Consider the following 20,467-nt stretch of genomic DNA (forward strand, 5'->3'; position numbering starts at 1 on the left):
TCACGGATGGTTTCCGAACCGACATGACCGGGCAGGGCCGTGGCCCGGACGGATCAGCCGGGCAGGGTCAGGGCGTAGGTCTTGCCGCGCTTGACGAAGTTCAGCGCCGTGTCCCCGATCGCCGTCACCTGACCGCCGTCAAGGCGGCTGCCGACCTCGACCTTCACGTAGCGGCCATTGCCGAGCCGCACGAGGGCGCGGCGGGCGTTCGGTTTGCCGTAGACGCCGACGAGGTTCATCTGCCGCATGTTCATGGCATTGTCGACGGTCGCGGCCCGGGCGACTCCGCCGGGCACATTGCCGCTGGGCGCCACGATGGTCGGCGCCACGGGCGCCGCGGGCTTCGGGGCGATCGCGGCGGCGCGGCTGGGTGCGGCTGCGGCGGGCGGCGGCGCGACGGTCCGCGTCCGTGCGACGACCTGGGCAAAGTTGCGGGGGCGCGGCGCGGGCCGCGGAATCACGCTGACCGCCAGTGCCGTGCGGTTCTGGAAGGTCGACCGCGGCGCCGCGGCGGCGATGGCGGCGGCCACGGCAGAGATGTCGGCCACCGGCTCCGGCGCGACCTCTTCGACGACTTCGCCGGCTTCGGCCTCTTCCTCGGGGGCGGGCGGCGCGATGCCGGCGGGGCGCAGCACCGGGCGGGTGCCCGTGTAGGCCGCGATCGCCACGGCGGCCTCCGGCACGAGCGCGGCGGGACGCAATTTCGGGCGCGTCCCGGTATAGGGCGGCAATGGCGCTTCGGCGGCGGGTTCGGCCGCGGCGCGGGTGGCCGCGGCTGCGGACTGCGGACGCAGGACCGGCCGCAGCGGCGGTGCGGCGGTGGCGGCCTCTTCCGCGGGCACCAGCCCCTCCGGCCGCGCGACCGGTGCCACCGGCGGTGTGGCGGCGGCGGCGGGGCTGGGCACCGGCGTGCCGGGTCGCAGCCTGGGCCGCAAGTCCGGCGCACCGGCAAAGACCACGGCCCCTTGCGGCGTCAGGGTGCCCTCCGCCGTGGCAAGGATGTTGCCGCGCGCGTCGCGCGCGAAGGTCTCGTCCGGGCCCGGCGGCGCCGGCTGTGCCGCGATCAGGGCGTCCGGTTCCGCCGCGGCCAGCGTCGGCATCAGCGGCTGCGGCACGACCGGTGCCGCCGCGACGGTGGCGACCGGCCCGACGCCTTCCAGCGTCGCGCTGCGGGGGGTGACGGCGATGCGCGGGGCGCGCTGATAGACGCCGGTCGCGGCGTAGATGCGGTTCGCCTCGTCCGGCGTCAGCACGCGCCCGGCGGGGGCGCGGGGCGCGGGGGCGGCCGCGGCCTCCGTCACGGTGGGCTGGATCATCACCGCGGCGGGCGTCACGACCGCCGCGGCGGTCGCGGTCGGGGTTTCGGTCGTGGCGGGGGCGCTCTCCGTCGCAGCGGGACCCTCCGCCTCCGCCACGGCAACCTCCGCCTCGTCCGAAGCGCCACCGAACCAGCCGGCGATTCCGCCCGGCGGCAGGGTGGCGGCCCAAAGACCGATCAGCAGCAGCACGATCAGCAGGATCGCGGTCAGGATCAGCCCCAGATAGCGGGGTCGGCCGCGGGGACTGCGGGCGGGGGCCGGTGCCGGATCGGCGCTGCGGGACGCGACGCGCCCCTGCCGTTCCGGTGCGACCATCGGGGCCACCTCCGGCGCGCGGGCGACCGGGGCCGCGACCGGCTGCACCGGTGCCTCTGGCGGACGCGCCGCCGCGGTCAGCGCGGACACGGGCGCATCGCTGTGCCCGTTCGCCCGCAAGGCCACGTCGGATGCCGCACGCCCCTTGCCAACGAGCGGTGGCGGCGGTTCCTTGCGGCGGGTGAACAGCGGTTCGGTTGCGGGCGCCGGAATGGGCTGCCCGCCGGGCAGGCCGACGCCCGCCGCGGCAGAGGTCCGCGACGGGACGTCCGGTGCGATCCGCGGCCGCGCGTCGGACCCCGTCACCGCCGGTGCCGCCTTTGCCGATGATGGCGACGCGGCATCCGCGACGCTCCCCCGCGAGGCGGCGATGTCAGGCGTGAACCGCGGACCCGGCGCGCCCTTTCGCAGGTCCGAAGGCGTCGACGCCCCCGGCACGGCGGCACCGGCCATGGCGGCGGACGAAACGCCCTTCGTCGCACCGTTCAGGGCCGGCGCCGCGCCCTTGCTGCGCGAGGCGAAGATCGGCGCCCTTACAGGGTCGGCCTCGGCGTCCGCAGGTCCTCTCTCGTCGATCATGGCGTCGGCCGGTCCCGGCGCGTCGGCATTCGCCCGGTCACGCGCCGTATAGTCGGCTTTCGCTTCATCCTGCGACGTCACGGCGGCTGCCGCCCCGCTGCCCGTCGTCTGGATCGCCCGCAACACGTCGGACCCCGACGGCTCCTCGGCCTTCACCGGGGGTGCCGTCCCGTTTTCATCGGCAGCCGCAACGTCTTCTGCTGCATCGCCCACGGCACCGGTCCGGCGCACGGGCCGGTCGTCGCGCACGGCACCCGATCCGCCCAGCGCCGCCAGAAAGATCTCCGTCCCGAAGGTGCCGTCCTCGGGCACCGCGACGCAGGCCACCGGATCGAACCCGTGGTCCCGGGCAAAGCTCTCGGCCTCCTCCAGCGTCTCGCGCGCGACCGCGGCGACATGGGTCCGGCCGCCGTGGCGGGTGAAGTCGATGACAAGCTCGTTCAGCGCATAGGGGGTCTTGCCCTCCAGCGCGGCCTCGACATCCGACCGGGTCGCCTGATCTGTGTCCAGCGACATGAACCGGATCTGGTCGCCGGGGATCACCAGCTTGGTCCGCAGCCCCTCCGGCACGATCCGCAGCGCCTTGCGGCGCAGGTCGGCCAGTGCCGTCTTCAGGTCGCCGCTGTCCAGCGGGACCTCGCCCACGAGGTCCCATCCGTCTGGCACCCGGTGCAGCAAGGCGATACCGTCGAAAGAGAGCGAGAGCGCGAAATTGGGTATCATCGAATGGCCATCTGTCCCTGCGAAACGGGGGAAACCGACCGTTTCCCGTTGCAGGAGGCTAGCGCAGATTCCTGCGGGGGCCAAGGCGTTCGCAATCCCGGTGGCGTGTGCTCGCCTGTTTTCAACTTACCCGAAAGATCCACACCATGAGACCCCAGATACCAGCAGCCCTGCTTCTGTGCGCCCTTGCGGCCCCCGTCGCGGCACAGGACACGGAAACCGACGCCGCCCTGACCGTCAGTGGAACCGGCGAAGTCTCCGTGGCCCCCGACATGGCCCGCATCTCGCTTGGCGTGCTGGCGCAGGCCGAGACGGCGGCGGACGCCGTGCGCGCGATGAGCGCGGACATGGAAAAGGTGCTGGCCAGCCTGACCGCGGCGGGCATCGATGCAAAGGACGTGCAGACCAGCGCCCTGCGGGTCGACGTGCAGCAGACCTATGACGAGGCGACGCAGTCGGCGCGCGTGACGGGCTACACCGCCGTCACCGACGTCAACGTGAACGTCATGGACCTTGCGACGCTGGGGCAGACCCTCGACGCCGTCGTGCAGGACGGGGCCAACCAGATGAACGGCCTCAGCTTCGATCTGAAGGACCGCAAGCCCGCACTGGACGAGGCCCGCCGCGCGGCGGTCGCCGATGCGATGGACAAGGCGCAGCTTTACGCGCAGGCCGCCGCGGTGACGCTGGGACCGATCACGATGCTGACCGAAGGCGGCAACATCGGCACCCCGCCGCAGCCGTTGATGCGCATGGCGATGGACAGCGCCGAAAAGGTGCCCGTCGCCGCCGGCCAGATCACCATCGACGCCAACGTGACGATCACCTACGGCCTGGCCGACTGATCGCGGTGCGCGGGGCGCGTTCCTGACGCACCCCGCAGCCCGTCAGGCGACGGCCTTGGCCAGCGCCTGATCCAGATCCGCGATCAGGTCGTCGGCATCCTCGATCCCGATGCTGACGCGCACGATCTCGGGCGCCGCCCCCGCCGCGCGCTGCTGGTTTTCCTGCAGCTGCCGGTGGGTGGTGGACGCCGGGTGGATGATCAGGCTTCGCGTGTCGCCAAGGTTCGCGACATGGCTGAAGATCTCGAGGCTGTCGATCAGCTTGATGCAGGCGGCATAGCCACCCTTGACGGCAAAGGTGAACAGCCCGCCGGCGCCCTTCGGGCAGACCTGTTTCCCCCGCTCGTAATACGTGCTGCTTTCCAGACCCGCATAGGTGACGAAGTCGATGCGATCGTCCGCCTCCAGCCACTTCGCGATCTTCACCGCATTCTCGACGTGGCGCGCCATCCGCAGGGACAGCGTCTCGATCCCCATCAGCGTGTAATGCGCGCCCTGGGGGTTCATCGTCATGCCAAGATCGCGCAGCCCGACGGCGATGCTGTGGAAGGTATAGGCCAGCGGGCCGAAGGTCTCCGCGAACTTCAGCCCGTGGTAGGCGGGCTCGGGCTCGCTCAGCGACGGGAACCGGCCGGACGCGGTCCAGTCGAACTTGCCCGAATTGACGATGCAGCCGCCGGTGACGGTGCCGTTCCCGGTCAGGTATTTCGTGGTCGAATGGACGACCAGCGTGGCGCCATGTTCAATGGGGCGGCAGAGGTAGGGGGTCGCCGTCGTGTTGTCGATGATCAGCGGGATGCCCGCCGCGTCGGCGATGTCGGCAATCGCGCGCACGTCCATGATATAGCCGCCGGGGTTGGCGATGGCCTCGCCGAAGATCGCCTGGGTATCGTCGTCGATGGCGGCCTTCACCGCGTCCAGATCGTCGAAGTCGACGAAGGTCGCGGACCAGCCGAAGCGCTTGATCGTCTGGGTGAACTGCGTGACCGTCCCGCCGTAAAGCCGGGTCGAGGCCACGATGTTCTTGCCCGGCCGCATCAGCGGGAACAGCGCCATGATCTGGGCCGCGTGGCCCGACGAACAGCAGACTGCCCCCGCGCCGCCCTCCAGCGTAGCGATGCGTTCCTGCAGCGCCGCGACCGTGGGGTTGGTCAGGCGGGAATAGATGTAGCCGACCTCCTGCAAATTGAAGAGCGCCGCCGCGTGATCCGCGTCGCGGAACACATAGGCCGTGGTTTGGTAGATTGGCACCTGCCGCGCGCCGGTCGCGGGGTCTGGCCGCGCGCCTGCGTGGATCTGCAGGGTGTCGAAACCGTATTTGGGCGTGGTCTGGTCGCTGGGCATGGCTTGGGTCCTCTCTCCCTTTTGGACCCGAACCCTAGCGATCCCGTTGCCACCCGGCAATCGGCTCAATCGGTCTTGCGTGCGAGTCCCGCCTGCGCATAGGCTCCCGGCGTGCCGTCCTGCGCGCGCGCGATGACGCTGAAGGACCCGTCGGTTTCCATGATGACGGCGCTGGTGTTCTCGAGTGCCGAGGCCGCGCTTTGCCGGATCACGGTCAGGACCTCGGTCTCGGTGATCCGTTCGCGCCGCATGGCGCCGTGGCACAGCGCCCCTTCCCGCACCAGCAGCGTGGCGTCGGACCGCACCATGCGCGCGACGGTCGCCGACCGGACCGACGACCAGGCCACGATCCACTGCAGCCCGATCAGGACCGCCAGCGCCAGCAGCCCTTCGGCCAGCGCCACGCTCTCCGACAGCAGGATCGACGCGAGGGTCGAACCCAGCGCCACCGTTACGATCAGGTCGAAGGCGTTCAGCTTGGCCAGCGTGCGCTTGCCCGACAGGCGCAGCATCACCAGCAGGGCAGGGTAGGCCAGAACCCCGACGATCGCCGTGCGGGCAAGGCCAAACCAGTCCTGAAACAGCATGTCCGACAACATCTTGCACCTTCCGTCTCTGTCAGCCGTTGACCAACCGGGCGGTTGGCGGCAGGTTCCCCCTGCCACAGCCCTGTCCACCGGAGACCGACCGATGCCGCATCCCTTCCACTTCGCCTATCACGTGACCGACCTCGACGTCGCGCGGGAATTCTACACCGGGGCGCTGGGCGCGACCGAGGGCCGGTCCACCGACACCTGGGTCGATTTCGACTTCTTCGGCCACCAGCTTTCGCTGCATCTGGGCGAACCCTTCGCCAACGCCCCCACCGGAAAGGTGGGCGACCACATGGTGCCGATGCCCCACTTCGGCGTCGTCCTCCCGCTCGCGGACTGGACGGTCCTCGCCGGTCGGCTGGAGGAACGCCAGACCGATTTCATCCTCGCCCCCTCCGTCCGCTTCAAGGGAGAGCCGGGCGAGCAGTGGACGATGTTCTTCCGCGACCCCTCCGGCAACCCGATCGAGATCAAGGGCTTCGCCGACAACGCGGCGATCTTCGCCAGCTAGGGCGCGGTCCCCCCTTCTTCTCGTCGAAAATACCTCGGGGGTCCGGGGGCTGGCCCCCGGTCCGACGCCTCACCGGGTCCAGAACCCCGCCGCCTTGATCTGGTTGCGGATCTGGCTCTCCTTCGGCGGCAGTGCGTTGCGGTCGAACATCGCGCGCACCTTCTGCCCGCGCCCCTGATAGATCATCCGCTTGAAGGCATCGTGCCCCTTCAGGTGCTTCTTGATCCGGTTGGGGGCCGCGACCGCCTCCAGCACCTCCACCGCGCGGTCGCTTTCGCGGGCGTAGAACAGTGGCAGCATCCGGTAGTGGCAGGTCACATCGCCGTCGAGGCCCACCAGTTCCGGCCCCGGCCGGCCGCCCCCCAGGGCGTGTATCACCAGCGGCAGCACCACCTGGTCAAGCCAGGGGTCGAGCGGCTGGATCACCAGCGCATCCGGTGTGTCGTCGCGCACGGACAGGGCGTAGTCGAGGAACAGCCGGTGGAACGCCACGGGGTCGGCGCCGAAGAACCAGCCTGCATTGAAGTAGAGGTAGCGCTGCCAGTATTCGTCCGGGTGCGACACATCGAGGCTGCTTTCGAAATCCAGCCCGAACCGGTCGTAAAGCGCCCGCCAGACCGCGGTATAGCCCGGCCAGTAAAGCTCCTCGACGGGCCACGTCCCCTCGCGCTTCATCGAGGCGGCGGGCCGGTCGAAGTCGAAGGGCACTGCCGACAGCTCGCCCGTGACCAGCGTGTCCGTGTCGAAGAAGACGAAGGGCTCGCCCGCCGGCAGCACCGTCAGCCCCTCGATCTTGTTGCCGTAGGGATAGGCGCTGCCGAAGGCGGTGGAGGTGAAGGGGCGGACCTCCGCCCCTGATGCGGTCAGGGCCGCGTGGAACGCCGCATCCATCCGCGGGTCATTGTCCCAAAGCGGCCCGGGCTGCGGTTCGGCGACGATGACCCGGCCGGTGAACCCCGGCGACATCTCGCGCAGGGACGCCATGAACAGCAGCGCTTCGTGCTGGAGGCGGCCGCCCTGACCCACGATCATGATGTTGAAGGCCCCGCCGCCCCCCTGCGCCTGTGACATGAAACACGATCCCGTTGAAACCTCGTCACAGGTTAAGGCCGCGCGGCAGCGCTGACCAGAACCGATTGCGTCGAGGTCAGAGGGAAACGGTGATGCCGCCGTCGACGTAGACCGTCGTGCCGTTGACGAAGGACGATGCCGCCGACGACAGGAAGATGGCGGCGCCCACCAGTTCCTCGACCTGCCCCCAGCGTCCCGCGGGCGTGCGCTTCGACAGCCATTCGTTGAACGCGGGATCGTCTAGAAGCGCGCGGTTCAGCGGCGTCTCGAAATAGCCCGGCGCGATGGCGTTGCACTGCAACCCGTAACGCGCCCAGTCCGTCGCCATGCCCTTGGTCAGGTTCGCCACGGCGCCCTTGGTCGCCGTATAGGGTGCGATGCCGGGCCGGGCGAGGGCGGTCTGCACGCTGGCGATATTGACGATCTTGCCCGCGCCGCGGGAAATCATGTGCCGCGCCACCGCCTGACCCACATGAAAGACCGAGGCGACGTTGGTCTGCAGCAGCCGCTCGAAGGCCTCGGCGGGGAATTCTTCCAGCGGGGCGCGGTGCTGCATGCCGGCATTGTTGATCAGAATGTCGATGGGACCGTTCGCCGCCTCGAAGCCGTCGACGGCGGCCCGCACCGCGGCGTGGTCCGTCACGTCGAAGGCCAGCGTATCGACCGTGGCCCCGGTGTCGCGCAGGGCCGCGGCGGCGGTGTCCAGCGTGGCCTGCGTGCGCCCGTTCAGGATCACGGCGGCGCCGGCGTCGGCCAGCCCGCGCGCCAGCGCGGCCCCGATGCCCTGCGACGATCCTGTAATCAGCGCCCGCTTTCCGGTCAGGTCGAACAGTGTGGTGGTCATCCTTGGTCCTTTCGTTTCCGTCGCGCCCGGTCGGGACGCCGCCACGCCGCCGGTCGCGGTCGCGATCATCGTCAGCCCCGGCCCGAGGTGCAGCGCGTCGTGAATCGTTTTCGCCATGCCCCGACAACGCCGGGACGCGGAACGCCGTGGGCCGGCCCGGGTCGGGGCAGGATCGACCGGCAGCCGGCAAACTGCAAGGCCGGCTATCCGTTCGGCGGCAGTGCGGTCGTCGGCGTCATCAGCGCGCCGCGGGTGCCGATCACCTCTGCCGCCAGCGTGGCGCCAAGGCGCATCGCATCCGCGACAGCGGCGCCTGCCGTCCGCGCCGCAAGATAACCTGCATTGAAACTGTCGCCCGCCGCCGTGGTGTCCACGACCTCTGCCACCTTCACCGGGTCGACGGTGATGCTGTCGCCGTTGGACAAAGCCAGCATCGGCCCGGGGCCGTTCTTGATCACGACCTCCGCCGCGCCGGCATGGGCATAGCGCGTGGCGGTGGCGGCGGGATCGGCATCGCCGAACCATTCCGCCTCGTCCTCGTGCGATGGCAGCACGGTGTCGCTGACGGCCGCGGCCTGCATCACGGCCCGCGTCATCGTCGCGGTGTCCTGCCACAGCCGCGGTCGCAGGTTCGGGTCGAAGACGACCTGCCCGCCGCGTGCCCGGAACGCCGCCAGCCGGTCCAGCAGCCGGGCGCGGCCATCTTCCGGCAGGATCGCCAGCGTGATCCCTGAAAAGTAGGCCGTGCCCATGTCCCGCAGCGCCGCATCCAGCCGGTCCCCGTCGGCAGCCAGCGTGCGGGCCGCGCTTTGCCCCCGCCAATAGCTGAAGCTGCGCTCGCCCCGGTCCAGCTGGATCAGGTAAAGGCCGACGGTCCGGTCCGCGCGGCGCTGCACATGGTCCGTTCCGATCCCCGCCTGCGCCAGAAAGTCGACCATCCGGTCCGACACCGCATCGGTGCCGACGGCGGTGAAATAGCTGACCGGCATCGCTGCGGGCAGCAGCCGGCGCAGGTACCACGCCGAGTTCAGCGTGTCCCCGGCATAGCCCATGCGGTAATCGCCTTCGCCGGGCAGGGGGGCCAGTTCCACCATGCACTCGCCGATGCTGAGGATCCCGCCGTTCATGGCGCGTCATCCATGAACCAGCTGTGATTCTCGGCCTTGATCTGGTCGATCAGCCCCCTGATCCGGCTCAGGTGCTGGCGCAGCAGGGCGATCGCCGCATCGCTGTCGCGCCGGGTGATCGCGTCGAGGATGCGGATATGCTCCTGCAGGGCCATCTTCTGGGACGCGGTGCTCAGCGAAAGCATCCGCACCCGGTCCATGTGCGCCTTGCTTTCGTGGATCAGGTCCCAGGCGAACCCCACGCCGGAACGTTCGCAGATCTCGCGGTGGAACCGGTCGTCGAGGGCGTGGAAATCGCTGCGCGCGTCGCGGGCGACCGCATCGGCCTGCTGTTCGATCAGCTGCCCCAGCGCCGCAAGGTCCGGGGCCGTCAGCGTCTCGCAGGCGCGTGCAAAGGTCTCGGCCTCAAGCGCCGTGCGGATGAACTTGGCCCGCAGCACGGCGGCTTCGGAAATCAGGCTGACCGTCGTCGCGCGCTGCGGACGGATGTTCAGGAATCCCAGCTTCGACAGCCGGTAGAAGGCATCGCGCACCGGCTGGCGCGACACCCCCATCTGCTGCGCCACCTCGACCTCTGACATCTTGCTGCCCGGCGGCAGGTCGAGCGAGAGGATATGCCGCTGAAGCAGGTCGAAGACCTGATCGGTCACAGACGGACGCGGCGCATCCTCCAGCGCCGGCAGCGACAGCGACGCGCCAGAGACCTGTTGTACGAATGTCATCCCGATCCCTCCCCCGGCTGTCTGCGGTGCTTCTACCTGCAGGCTAGCAGAGCGCCAAATAAAAAACTAGCATATTAGTTTTCTAGTTGATAGCGTAACGCTGTGGCGGATGGAATCGTCACGGGGGGACGACACTGATGGCGATACTGGACGACGACCGGCTTCTGGGCACCGATGCGGGACTGCGGGCCATCGCACGCGATCTTTACGACGGTGTCCGCGATCTGCCGATCATCAGCCCGCATGGCCATACGGACCCCCGCTGGTTCGCGGAAAACGCGGCGTTTCCCGATCCGGCCCAGCTTTTCGTGACGCCGGACCACTACGTCTTTCGCATGCTGCACAGTCAGGGGATTCCGCTGGAAGACCTTGGCGTGCCGCGCGCCGACGGCGGCCCGATCGAGGGCGATCCCCGCAGGATCTGGCGTCTCTTTGCCGGGAATTATCACCTGTTCCGCGGCACGCCCTCTCGCATGTGGCTCGACCACGCCTTTCAGGACGTCTTCGGCATCACCGAACGCCTGTCGGCGGACAATGCCGATGCGATCTATGACCGGATCGACGGACAGCTGAAGACCGACGCCTTCCGCCCCCGCGCCCTGTTCGAGCGGTTCAATATCGAGGCGATCTCGACCACCGATTCAGCGATCGACGATCTGAAATGGCACCGGATGATCCGCGACTCGGGTTGGCAGGGCAAGGTCGTCACCGCCTACCGCCCCGATGCCGTCGTCGACCCGGAATTCGCGGGCTTCGCAGAGAATGTCGCGAAGCTGGGAGAGATCGTGGGCGAGGATGCCACCACCTGGACCGGCTACCTCGCCGCGCACCGCAACCGGCGCGATTACTTCAAGTCCTTCGGCGCCACATCATCCGATCACGGTCACGCCACCGCGCGGACGGAGGATCTGCCGCAGGACGTCGCCGCCCGCCTGTTCGACAAGGCCCTGCAGGGCACCTGCACGGAAGACGAGGCCGATGCCTTCCGCGGCCACATGCTGACGGAAATGGCGCGGATGAGCCTCGACGACGGGCTCGTGCTGCAGATCCACCCCGGATCGTTCCGCAACCATTCGGGCACGACGCTGGACCGGTTCGGGCGCGACAAGGGCTATGACATCCCGACCCGTACCGATTACGTCCACGCGCTGAAGCCGCTGCTGGATGCGGTCGGCCACCGCGCCGACCTGACGGTGATCCTGTTCACGCTGGACGAAAGCACCTACGCCCGCGAACTGGCCCCGCTGGCCGGCGTCTATCCCTGCCTGCGCCTCGGCCCGCCATGGTGGTTCCACGACAGCCCCGAGGGGATGCTGCGGTTCCGCCAGATGGCGACCGAAACCGCGGGCTTCTACAACACGGTCGGGTTCAACGACGACACCCGTGCCTTCTGCTCGATCCCGGCGCGGCACGACGTCGCCCGCCGTGTCGACTGCGCCTTCCTCGCCACGCTCATCGCCTCCGGGCGGCTGGACGCGGACGAGGCACCAGGGGTCGCCCGCGACCTCGCCTATGGGCTTGCAAAACAGGCCTACCGTCTTTGACCACGACAATTTCCAGGGAGGAAATCCAATGACACTGAAGACATCACTTTTCGCGGCCCTGCTGGGCAGCGCCGCGATGGCCACCGCCGCCACCGCCTGCGACACGACCCTGCGGTCGTCCGACACCCATCCCGAAGGCTACCCCACCGTGGTCGCCGTGCAGGAAATGGGCAAGCTGGTGGAAGAGCGCACCGACGGCCGCGTCTGCATCGAGGTCTTCGCCTCGGCCCAGCTGGGCGAGGAAAAGGACACCATCGAACAGACCCAGTTCGGCGTCATCGACATGAACCGCGTCTCGCTCGGGCCGTTCAACAACATCATCGAGGAAACGCAGGTCCCCTCGCTGCCCTATATCTTCCGGTCCGTCGACCACATGCACAAGGTCATGGACGGCCCCGTCGGACAGCAGATCCTCGACGCCTTCTCCGACCATGACCTCGTCGGCCTCGCCTTCTTCGACGGCGGCTCGCGCAGCTTCTACAACTCGGAAAAGCCTGTCAAATCCATGGACGACCTGAAGGGCATGAAATTCCGCGTGATGCAGTCCGACATGTTCGTGGACATGGTCGACGCGCTGGGCGCCAACGCGACGCCGATGCCCTATGGCGAGGTCTATTCCTCGATCCAGACCGGCGTCATCGACGGGGCAGAGAACAACTGGCCGTCCTACGACTCTTCGGGTCACTTCGAGGTCGCCAAGTACTACACGATGGACGAGCACCTGATTGTGCCGGAAGTGCTGGTGATGTCGAAATCCTCCTTCGAGAAGCTGAGCCCCGAGGATCAGGAGATCGTGCGTCAGGCCGCCAAGGAAGTCGTGCCCGTGATGCGCGACCTCTGGGCCGCCAGCGAGAAGGAGTCCGAGGAGAAGGTCCGCGCCGCCGGGGCGGAGATCGTGACGGACATCGACAAGCAGCCGTTCATCGACGCGATGAAGCCGGTCTATGACAAGTACGTCACGTCCGACAAGCTCAAGCAGATGGTCGCCGACATCCAGGCCACGGAATAAGCGAGACCGCCGCCGCCCGGATCACCCGGGCGGCGGTCATCACGGGGGCAGGGGACAGGTCTTGGAACGTATCATGTTGCAGGTGGCGCAGGCCACCGGAGCCATTGCGCGGCTGGCGCTCTGGGCCGCGGGGGTCGGCCTCGTGCTGATGACCGTGTTCATCGCGGCGCAGGTCTTCTGGCGCTACGTCCTGAACGACAGCATCATCTGGACGGAACCCGCCTCGGTCATGATCATGGGCTGGTTCATCTTCCTCGGCGCCGCCGTCGGCATCCGCGAGGGCTATCACCTGTCCTTCGACGTCCTGCTCTACGTCCTGCCGGAACGTGGCAAGCTGGTCCTCTACTCGATCTCGGACCTCGTCGTCGCCGCCTTCGGCGCCGGCATGATGTGGTACGGATCGTCGCTCGCCTACAAGGCCGCGAGCAACACGATGCCGTCGCTGGGCATCTCCGACGCGTGGAGCTTCATTCCCGTCGTGATCGGCGGCGTGCTCATCATCCTGTTTTCGATCGAGCGCATCGCCCGCCGTCTGGCCGGCCTGCCCACCGCACGGTTCGGCGACGACGTCGACGACGCAGAGGCTGCATAAATGGAACTGTACGTCCTCTTCGGCACCTTCGTGGTGCTGCTGCTGATCGGCACGCCGGTCGCCTTCTGCCTCGGCGTGTCCAGCTTCGCGACCGTCCTCTACCTCGGGCTGCCGCCGGTGGTGGTGTTCCAGCGTCTGAACTCCGGCGTGTCGGTCTTCGCGCTGATGGCGATCCCCTTCTTCATCTACGCCGGCGACCTGATGGTGCGCGGCGACATCGCCCGCCGCCTCGTGGCGCTGGCGGGCGCCATGGTCGGCCACCTGCGGGGCGGACTGGGGCAGGTCAACGTTCTGGCCTCGGTCATGTTCGGCGGCGTGTCGGGGTCTGCCGCGGCCGACGCTTCTGCCGTCGGCGGCCTGATGGTCCCGCAGATGAAGGCGCGGGGCTACGACGTCGACTACGCCGTGAACCTGACCGTCGTGGGGTCGATCATCGCCCTGCTGCTGCCGCCGTCGCACAACATGATCATCTACTCGATCAGCGCGGGCGGACGCATCTCGATTGCCGACCTCTTCACCGCCGGCATCATCCCCGGCCTGCTGCTGGCCCTGTCGCTGATGATCACCGCCTACTATGTCGCGGTCAAGCGCGGCTACCCGACCGAAACCTTCCCCGGCCTGCGGGCCGTCGGCGCCATCTTCGCCGGGGCGGTGCCGGGCCTGATCCTCGTCGCGATCATCTTCGGCGGCGTGCGATCGGGCATCTTCACCGCCTCCGAATCCTCCAACATCGCGGTCGTCTACGCCCTGCTGGTCACCTTCTTCGTCTACCGCACCCTGTCGTTCCGCGACTTCGTCGAGGCGACGATGGCCGCAGTGCGCACCACCGCGATGGTGCTGCTGGTCATCGGCTGCGCCGCGTCCTTCGGCTGGCTGCTGGCCTACCTCAAGGTGCCGACCGCCATGGTCGCGGCCCTGCAGGACTTCTCGGACAACCCGATCGTGATCCTGCTTTTGCTGAACGTCGTGCTGCTGATCCTCGGCACCTTCATGGACATGTCGCCGCTGATCGTCATCACCACGCCGATCTTCCTGCCGGTGGCGCAGGCCTTCGGCGTCGATCCGGTCCACTTCGGCGTGATTCTGATCCTGAACCTCGGCATCGGCCTCTGCACACCGCCGGTGGGTGCCGTGCTCTTCGTCGGCTGCGCCGTGGGGCGGATCCCGATCTGGCAGGCCGTCCGCACGATCTGGCCGTTCTACAGTGCCGCCTTCGCCACGCTGATGCTTGTCACCTACATCCCCGGCCTGTCGCTCTGGCTGCCGTCCCTGTTCCGTTAAGGAGGTTCCGATGCCCCATCCGATCGTCCCCGCCGACCCCGGCGTCACCCGTCAGGTGCTGGCAGAATCGCCCGACATGATGACCGTCGCCTTCCGGTTCGAGACGGGCGCCGAGGGCCGCCTGCACGACCACCGCCACGTTCAGGCGACCTATGTCGAGGCGGGGCGCTTCACCTTCCACATGGATGGCAAGGACTACGACCTCGGCCCCGGCGACAGCCTCATCATCCCCGGCAACGTGACCCACGGCTGCACCTGCCACGAGGCCGGCACCCTGATCGACACCTTCACGCCCCGGCGTGACGATTTCCTCTGACCTGAAAGAAGACCCGATGCTGACCACACAGACCCGCTATGCCATCGACCCCGCGACCGCAAAAACGCTGGATACCGATCAGCTGCGCGACCATTTCCACGTGGACGGGTTGTTCGCCGACGGCCAGATCAAGCTGATCTACAGCCACTACGACCGCCTCATCCTCGGCTCCGCCGTGCCGGGACAGGGCGCCCTGACGCTGGACCGGGTAGAGGAGACGGGCACCGCCACCTTCCTCGAACGCCGCGAGATGGCGGTGCTGAACGTCGGCGATACCGGCACCGTCACCGTCGGCGGCGAGGCGCATACGCTGGAAAAGGGCGAGGTGATCTATATCGGCATGGGCGCAGGCCCCGTCGACTTCGCCGGCGCCGGCCGCTTCTACATCCTCTCCGCCCCCGCACACCGCACCTGTCCGACGCGGCTCATCAAGCTCTCCGATGCCCGCCGGGTCGAGATGGGATCGGCCGAGACTGCGAACGAGCGCGTGATCCTGCAGTTCCTGCACCCCGAGGTCGCGGACTCCTGCCAGCTGCTGATGGGCTACACCCAGTTCGCCGAAGGCTCTGTCTGGAACACCATGCCCGCCCACACCCACGACCGCCGGATGGAGGCCTACCTCTACTTCGACATGCCCGCCGATCGCCGGGTCTTTCACATCATGGGCGAGCCCACCCAGACCCGCCACATCGTCATGGCGAACGAGGAAGCGGTGATCTCGCCCCCCTGGTCGGTCCATGCAGGGGCCGGCACCGGGTCCTATACCTTCTGCTGGGCCATGGCGGGCGACAACGTCGATTTCTCCGACATGGACATGATCCCGATGGAGGCGCTGCGGTGAGCATGTTCTCTCTGGCAGGCAAGACTGCGCTGGTCACAGGTGCCAACACCGGCATCGGTCAGGCGATCGCCGTCGGTCTGGCGCAGGCGGGGGCCACGGTCGTCTGCGCCGGGCGCCGGTCCTGCGACGAGACGGTTGCGATGATCGAAAAGGACGGCGGGACCGCGTCGTCGGTTCTCGTCGACTTCGCCGATCCGATGGCGGGGCAGGGGCTGTTCGACACCCCCGTCGACATCCTGATCAACAACGCCGGCATCATCCGCCGCAACGACGCGGTGGACTTCACGGAAGGTGACTGGGACGCCGTGATGGACGTGAACCTCAAGGCGCTGTTCTTCACCACCCAGGCCTTCGCCAAGGCGGTGCTGGCGCGGGGCGGGCAGGGGCGGGTGGTCAACATCGCCTCGCTTCTGTCGTTTCAGGGCGGCATCCGCGTGCCCAGCTATACCGCGTCGAAACACGGTGTCGCGGGGCTGACGAAGCTGCTGGCGAACGAATGGGCCGCCAAGGGCATCAACGTGAACGCCGTGGCGCCGGGCTATATCGAGACCAACAATACCGAAGCCCTGCGCGCCGACGCGGACCGCAACGCCGCGATCCTTGACCGCATCCCGGCGGGCCGCTGGGGCCGGGCGGAGGACATCGCCGGTGCCGCCGTCTACCTCTGCACCCCCGCAAGCGCTTACGTTCATGGCGCAATCCTCAACGTCGATGGAGGCTGGCTTGCCCGCTGATCGCCTGACCCGCCCCGATGGCCCGCGCCCCGGCACGGGGATCGTCCACCTCGGTCTCGGCGCCTTCTACCGCGCCTTCGGCTGCGTCTACGTCACCGACGCGATGCAGGCGTCGGGCGGCGACTGGGGAATCGTCGGCGTCAGCCTGCGCAGCCCCGACACCCGCGATGCGCTGAAGCCGCAGGACTGGGCCTACATGTCCGTCACGCTGGCGCCGGATGGCCCGCAGACCCGCGTCATCGACGTGCTGAACGACGTGCTGGTAGCGCCCGAGGACCCGGAAGCTGTGCTGTCCGCCATGGCCGATCCGGGCGTGAAGATCGTGTCGCTGACCGTGACCGAGAAGGGCTATTGCCACAATCCGGCGACCGGCGCGCTGAACTTCGATCATGCCGACATCCAACACGACCTGACCCACGATCTGCCCCGTTCCGCCCCCGGCTTCCTCGTCCGCGCGTTGCAGCGGCGGCACGAGGCGGGGCTACCGCCCTTCACCGTGCTGACCTGCGACAACCTTCCCCACAACGGCGCGCTGGTGCGCGGCGTGGTCCTCGACCTCGCCCGCCGGATCGACCCCGCGCTGGCCGACTGGATCGCCGCCGAGGGACGCTTTCCCGCCACCATGGTCGACCGCATCACCCCCGCCACGACCGACGACGATATCGCACAGGTCGAACGCCTGACTGGCCGCCATGACACGGCCCCCGTCATGCACGAACCCTTCCGCCAGTGGGCGGTGCAGGACGACTTCGTGGATGGCGCGCGCCCCGACCTCGTCGCCGCCGGGGCGCAGATGGTGGACGACGTGACCGCCTTCGAGGACATGAAGCTGCGGATGCTGAACGGCACCCATTCGGCGCTGGCCTACCTCGGCTACCTCGCGGGGCATGAAACCATCTCCGACACCGTCGCCGACCCCGTCTTCGCCGCTTACGTCCGCCAGTGCTGGGAGGAGATCATGCCCGCCGTCGCCGCGCCGCCGGGCATCAGCCTGCCGGACTACGCCGACGCGCTCTTCGACCGCTACGCCAACCCCGCCATCCGCCACCGGACATGGCAGATCGCAATGGACGGCAGCCAGAAGCTGCCGCAGCGCCTGCTCGGCACCCTGCGCGAGAACATCGCGGCAGGACGCGAGAGCCCCGCACTCTGCCTCGCCGTCGCCGGCTGGATGCGCTATGTGGCCGGCACCGACGAAACCGGAGGCACCATCGACGTGCGCGACCCCCTGGCCGACCTGCTGCGCGACACCGCGACCGATGCCGCGCCCGGCACGGTCACCGCCCTGCTGTCGCTGGAACAGATCTTCCCCGCCGACCTTGCCGCCCATCTGGCCGCCCCGGTGACGGAGGCCGCCAGTCTGCTGTGGTCCAAAAGCGCCCGTGCCGCAGCGGCGGAGGTGACGTCATGATCGAGAGCTGGCGCTGGTACGGCGACCTTGACGCGATCACGCTGCCCGAGGTCGCCCAGACCGGCGCGCGCGGCATCGTCACCGCCCTGCACGAGATCCCCTACGGCGAGGTCTGGCCCGAGGATACCATCGCCGCCCGCAAGGCCCGCGTGACCGACGCGGGCTTCGACTGGGTCGTGGTCGAAAGCCTGCCGATCCACGAGAACATCAAGCGGGGCGAGGGCAATCTGACCGCGCTCTTCGGCAACTACCGCCAGTCGATGGCGAACCTCGCCGCGCAGGGCGTCACCACGATCTGCTACAACTTCATGCCGCTGCTGGACTGGACCCGCACGGACCTTGCGGCACCCGTCAAGGGCGGCGGCACCTGCCTGCGGTTCGAGGCCGTCCGCATGGCCGCCTTCGAAATTCACATGCTGGGCCGGAGGGAGGCGGAGGCCGACTACAGCCCCGAAGTGCTGAACAAGGCTGCCGCATGGTATCAGCAGGCCAGCGAATCCGACCGCGACGCGTTGCTGGCGTCGATCATGGCGGGTCTGCCCGGCGCCTTCGACCGCTACGACGTTCCCGGCCTGCGCCGCGCGCTGCAGACCTACGACGGCATCGACCGCGCCACGCTCCGCGCCCACTACAAGCGGTTCCTGGAAGAGATCATTCCGACCGCCACCGACCTCGGCATGCGGTTCTGCGTCCACCCGGACGACCCGCCGCGCGACATCCTGGGCCTGCCGCGCATCGTGTCGGACATGGAGGATATCGCCTGGATCATGGGCGCGGTGGACGCCCCCGCCAACGGGCTGACGCTCTGCTCCGGGTCTCTCGGCGCGAACCCCGCGAACGACGTGCCCGCCATCGCCGCGCGCTTCGCCGACCGCATCCACTTCGCCCACCTGCGCAACGTGGCCAAGGACCCGGACGGGTCGTTCGAGGAGGCGGCGCATCTGGACGGCGACACCGACATGGTGGCGCTGTGCAAGGTCCTGATCGACGAGGAATCCCGCCGCGGGCGCGCGGGCCGCGCCGACCACGCGATTCCCTTCCGCCCCGACCACGGGCATCACATCCTGTCCGACCTCGACCGCAGCCTGATCCCCGGCTACCCACTGATCGGTCGCCTGCGCGGGTTGGCGGAACTGCGCGGCGTGTTCCGCGCCCTGTCGCACGGGCACCCGGATGCCTGAGCCGCTGATCCTGCACCCCGCCGACAGCGTCGCCGTCCTGACAGAGCGTGCGCCGGCGGGCAGCGATCCCTTGGGCCTCGGCACGCCGCTGGCGAAACCCGTGGCCCCCGGCCACAAGATCGCGCGGCAGGCGATGACCACGGGTCAGCCGGTGCTGAAGTTCGGTCAGATCATCGGCACCGCCACGACCGACATCGCCGCCGGCGATCACGTCCACACCCACAACTGCGCCTTCTCGGCCCACGATCAGGACTATGCCGTGGGCGTCGACCTTGCCGCCGCCCGCGCCGCGATCCCCCGGACCGACCCGCTGACGTTTCAGGGCTACCTGCGTGCCGACGGCCGCGTCGGCACCCGCAACTACATCGCGCTGGTCGCCACCGTAAACTGTTCCGCCACCGTGATCCGCAAGGCGGCGAGCGAGATCGAGGCCTCCGGCATCCTTTGCGATCATCCCACCATCGACGGCATCGTGGCGCTGGCCCACGGCACCGGCTGCGGAATGGATCAGGACGGGCCGGGCTTCGCGATCCTCGACCGCGTCCTGTGGGGGCACGCCACCCATCCCAACGTCGGCGCTACCGTCTTCGTCGGTCTGGGGTGCGAAGCGATGCAGATCGCACGGATGCAGTCCCATTTCGGCGAGGCCGGCACCGACAGGTTCCACGCGCTGACCATTCAGGGCACCGGCGGCACCCGCGCCACCATCGACGCGATCAAGGCGCACGTCACCGCGATCCTGCCGCAGGTCGCCGCCGCCACCCGCACCCCGCAACCGATGAGCACCCTGCGCATCGCCCTGCAATGCGGCGGGTCCGACGGGTTTTCCTCGATCACCGCGAACCCCGCGCTCGGCGTCGCCTCCGACCTTCTGGTCGCACAGGGCGCCACCGCGATCCTTGCCGAAACGCCAGAGATCTATGGCGCGGAACAACTGCTGCTTCGCCGTGCCGCCACTCCGCAGGTGGGCGAAAAGCTGATCGGCCAGATCCGCTGGTGGGAAAACTATACCGCCATGAACGGCGGCAGCATGGACAACAATCCCAGCCCCGGCAACAAGCAGGGCGGGATCACGACGATCCTCGAAAAGTCCCTCGGCGCCGCGGCCAAGGGCGGTGCGACACCGCTGACGGCGGTCTACGACTACGCCGAACAGGTGACGGAGCCCGGCTTCGTCTTCATGGATACCCCCGGCTACGACCCCGTGTCGGCCACGGGCCAGATCGCGGGCGGCGCCCAGCTTGTCGTCTTCACCACCGGCCGCGGGTCTGCCTTCGGGTCGAAACCCGCACCGACGATCAAGCTCGCCACCTCCGACGCGCTGTTCGCCCAGATGCCGGACGACATGGACATGACCACCGGCGACATCGTGACCAGCGGGGTCAGCATCGCCGCCAAGGGGCAGCAGATCTTCGATCTGATCCGTGCCGCGGCCTCCGGTCAGGTCACAAAGTCAGAGGCGCTGGGCCTCGGCGACAACGAATTCGTGCCGTGGCAGGTCGGCTGCACGATGTAGATCAACCATGGCGGGTTGCGCTTCGTTTGCGAAACTCTATTCTGCACAG

The 20,467-nt window shown here is 68.6% G+C and carries 19 protein-coding genes; 12 read left to right on the top strand and 7 right to left on the bottom strand.

The window, feature by feature from the left end; all coding sequences use genetic code 11:
• Window positions 1-53 precede the first annotated feature (53 nt).
• Window positions 54-2,936 (bottom strand): hypothetical protein, encoded by a 2,883-nt coding sequence (locus BUA54_RS11010; RefSeq protein WP_072857302.1) that lies wholly within the window; start codon window positions 2,934-2,936, stop codon window positions 54-56.
• Between the two features lie 146 nt (window positions 2,937-3,082).
• On the opposite strand from BUA54_RS11010, the gene BUA54_RS11015 reads away from it, so the two are divergent.
• Window positions 3,083-3,781 (top strand): SIMPL domain-containing protein, encoded by a 699-nt coding sequence (locus BUA54_RS11015; protein WP_072857303.1) that lies wholly within the window; start codon window positions 3,083-3,085, stop codon window positions 3,779-3,781.
• 42 nt (window positions 3,782-3,823) lie between these two features.
• Here BUA54_RS11015 and BUA54_RS11020 read toward each other — a convergent pair whose 3' ends face one another.
• Window positions 3,824-5,125 carry an O-acetylhomoserine aminocarboxypropyltransferase/cysteine synthase family protein gene (locus BUA54_RS11020; protein WP_072857304.1) on the bottom strand — a complete coding sequence of 434 codons (1,302 nt, stop codon included), beginning with the start codon at window positions 5,123-5,125 and terminating at the stop codon, window positions 3,824-3,826.
• 65 nt (window positions 5,126-5,190) lie between these two features.
• Complete coding sequence (locus BUA54_RS11025) at window positions 5,191-5,724, bottom strand: DUF421 domain-containing protein (protein ID WP_072857305.1); 534 nt, start codon at window positions 5,722-5,724, stop codon at window positions 5,191-5,193.
• Between the two features lie 91 nt (window positions 5,725-5,815).
• On the opposite strand from BUA54_RS11025, the gene BUA54_RS11030 reads away from it, so the two are divergent.
• Complete coding sequence (locus BUA54_RS11030; protein WP_072857306.1) at window positions 5,816-6,229, top strand: VOC family protein; 414 nt, start codon at window positions 5,816-5,818, stop codon at window positions 6,227-6,229.
• Window positions 6,230-6,298: 69 nt separating this feature from the next.
• Here the strand turns inward: BUA54_RS11030 and BUA54_RS11035 are convergent, their stop codons facing one another.
• The 4 genes from BUA54_RS11035 to BUA54_RS11050 form a co-directional block, all read right to left on the bottom strand.
• The gene (locus BUA54_RS11035) at window positions 6,299-7,300 is read right to left on the bottom strand and encodes a hypothetical protein (protein ID WP_072857307.1); all 1,002 of its coding nucleotides are present in this window, start codon (window positions 7,298-7,300) and stop codon (window positions 6,299-6,301) included.
• Window positions 7,301-7,376: 76 nt separating this feature from the next.
• Window positions 7,377-8,144, bottom strand: coding sequence for an SDR family oxidoreductase (locus BUA54_RS11040; protein WP_072857367.1), 768 nt, complete (start codon window positions 8,142-8,144; stop codon window positions 7,377-7,379).
• Between the two features lie 203 nt (window positions 8,145-8,347).
• A complete protein-coding gene (locus tag BUA54_RS11045; protein WP_072857308.1) occupies window positions 8,348-9,271 on the bottom strand; it encodes a sugar kinase in 924 nt (307 codons plus the stop codon).
• The gene (locus BUA54_RS11050) at window positions 9,268-9,993 is read right to left on the bottom strand and encodes a GntR family transcriptional regulator (protein ID WP_072857309.1); all 726 of its coding nucleotides are present in this window, start codon (window positions 9,991-9,993) and stop codon (window positions 9,268-9,270) included. The genes BUA54_RS11045 and BUA54_RS11050 overlap by 4 nt, the downstream gene beginning before the upstream one ends.
• 137 nt (window positions 9,994-10,130) lie before the next feature.
• Between BUA54_RS11050 and uxaC the strand changes: the two genes are divergently transcribed.
• The 10 genes from uxaC to BUA54_RS11100 all read left to right on the top strand — a co-directional run bounded on the left by uxaC (window position 10,131) and on the right by BUA54_RS11100 (window position 20,418).
• The gene (gene uxaC, locus BUA54_RS11055) at window positions 10,131-11,537 is read left to right on the top strand and encodes a glucuronate isomerase (protein ID WP_072857310.1); all 1,407 of its coding nucleotides are present in this window, start codon (window positions 10,131-10,133) and stop codon (window positions 11,535-11,537) included.
• A 28-nt stretch (window positions 11,538-11,565) separates the two neighbouring features.
• A complete protein-coding gene (locus BUA54_RS11060) occupies window positions 11,566-12,546 on the top strand; it encodes a TRAP transporter substrate-binding protein (protein WP_178352742.1) in 981 nt (326 codons plus the stop codon).
• Window positions 12,547-12,607: 61 nt separating this feature from the next.
• Window positions 12,608-13,138: a TRAP transporter small permease gene (locus BUA54_RS11065; RefSeq protein WP_084114327.1), complete on the top strand. Its 531-nt coding sequence runs from the start codon at window positions 12,608-12,610 to the stop codon at window positions 13,136-13,138.
• Entirely contained in the window at window positions 13,139-14,419 is a 1,281-nt protein-coding gene (locus BUA54_RS11070) for a TRAP transporter large permease (protein WP_072857311.1), read from the top strand.
• Window positions 14,420-14,429: 10 nt separating this feature from the next.
• Window positions 14,430-14,735 carry a cupin domain-containing protein gene (locus BUA54_RS11075; RefSeq protein ID WP_072857312.1) on the top strand — a complete coding sequence of 102 codons (306 nt, stop codon included), beginning with the start codon at window positions 14,430-14,432 and terminating at the stop codon, window positions 14,733-14,735.
• A 16-nt stretch (window positions 14,736-14,751) separates the two neighbouring features.
• On the top strand, window positions 14,752-15,576 hold the full coding sequence (gene kduI / locus BUA54_RS11080; protein WP_072857313.1) for a 5-dehydro-4-deoxy-D-glucuronate isomerase: 825 nt from the start codon (window positions 14,752-14,754) through the stop codon (window positions 15,574-15,576).
• Complete coding sequence (gene kduD / locus BUA54_RS11085) at window positions 15,573-16,310, top strand: 2-dehydro-3-deoxy-D-gluconate 5-dehydrogenase KduD (protein WP_281250643.1); 738 nt, start codon at window positions 15,573-15,575, stop codon at window positions 16,308-16,310. Before kduI ends, kduD begins: the two co-directional genes overlap by 4 nt.
• A complete protein-coding gene (locus BUA54_RS11090) occupies window positions 16,288-17,721 on the top strand; it encodes a mannitol dehydrogenase family protein (RefSeq protein ID WP_072857315.1) in 1,434 nt (477 codons plus the stop codon). Before kduD ends, BUA54_RS11090 begins: the two co-directional genes overlap by 23 nt.
• Window positions 17,718-18,902 carry a mannonate dehydratase gene (gene uxuA, locus BUA54_RS11095; protein ID WP_072857316.1) on the top strand — a complete coding sequence of 395 codons (1,185 nt, stop codon included), beginning with the start codon at window positions 17,718-17,720 and terminating at the stop codon, window positions 18,900-18,902. Before BUA54_RS11090 ends, uxuA begins: the two co-directional genes overlap by 4 nt.
• Window positions 18,895-20,418, top strand: a complete 1,524-nt coding sequence (locus BUA54_RS11100; protein WP_072857317.1) for a UxaA family hydrolase — start codon at window positions 18,895-18,897, stop codon at window positions 20,416-20,418. Before uxuA ends, BUA54_RS11100 begins: the two co-directional genes overlap by 8 nt.
• Window positions 20,419-20,467 lie beyond the last annotated feature (49 nt).

It is taken from the genome of Loktanella atrilutea (genome assembly GCF_900128995.1).
Lineage (GTDB): Bacteria > Pseudomonadota > Alphaproteobacteria > Rhodobacterales > Rhodobacteraceae > Loktanella > Loktanella atrilutea.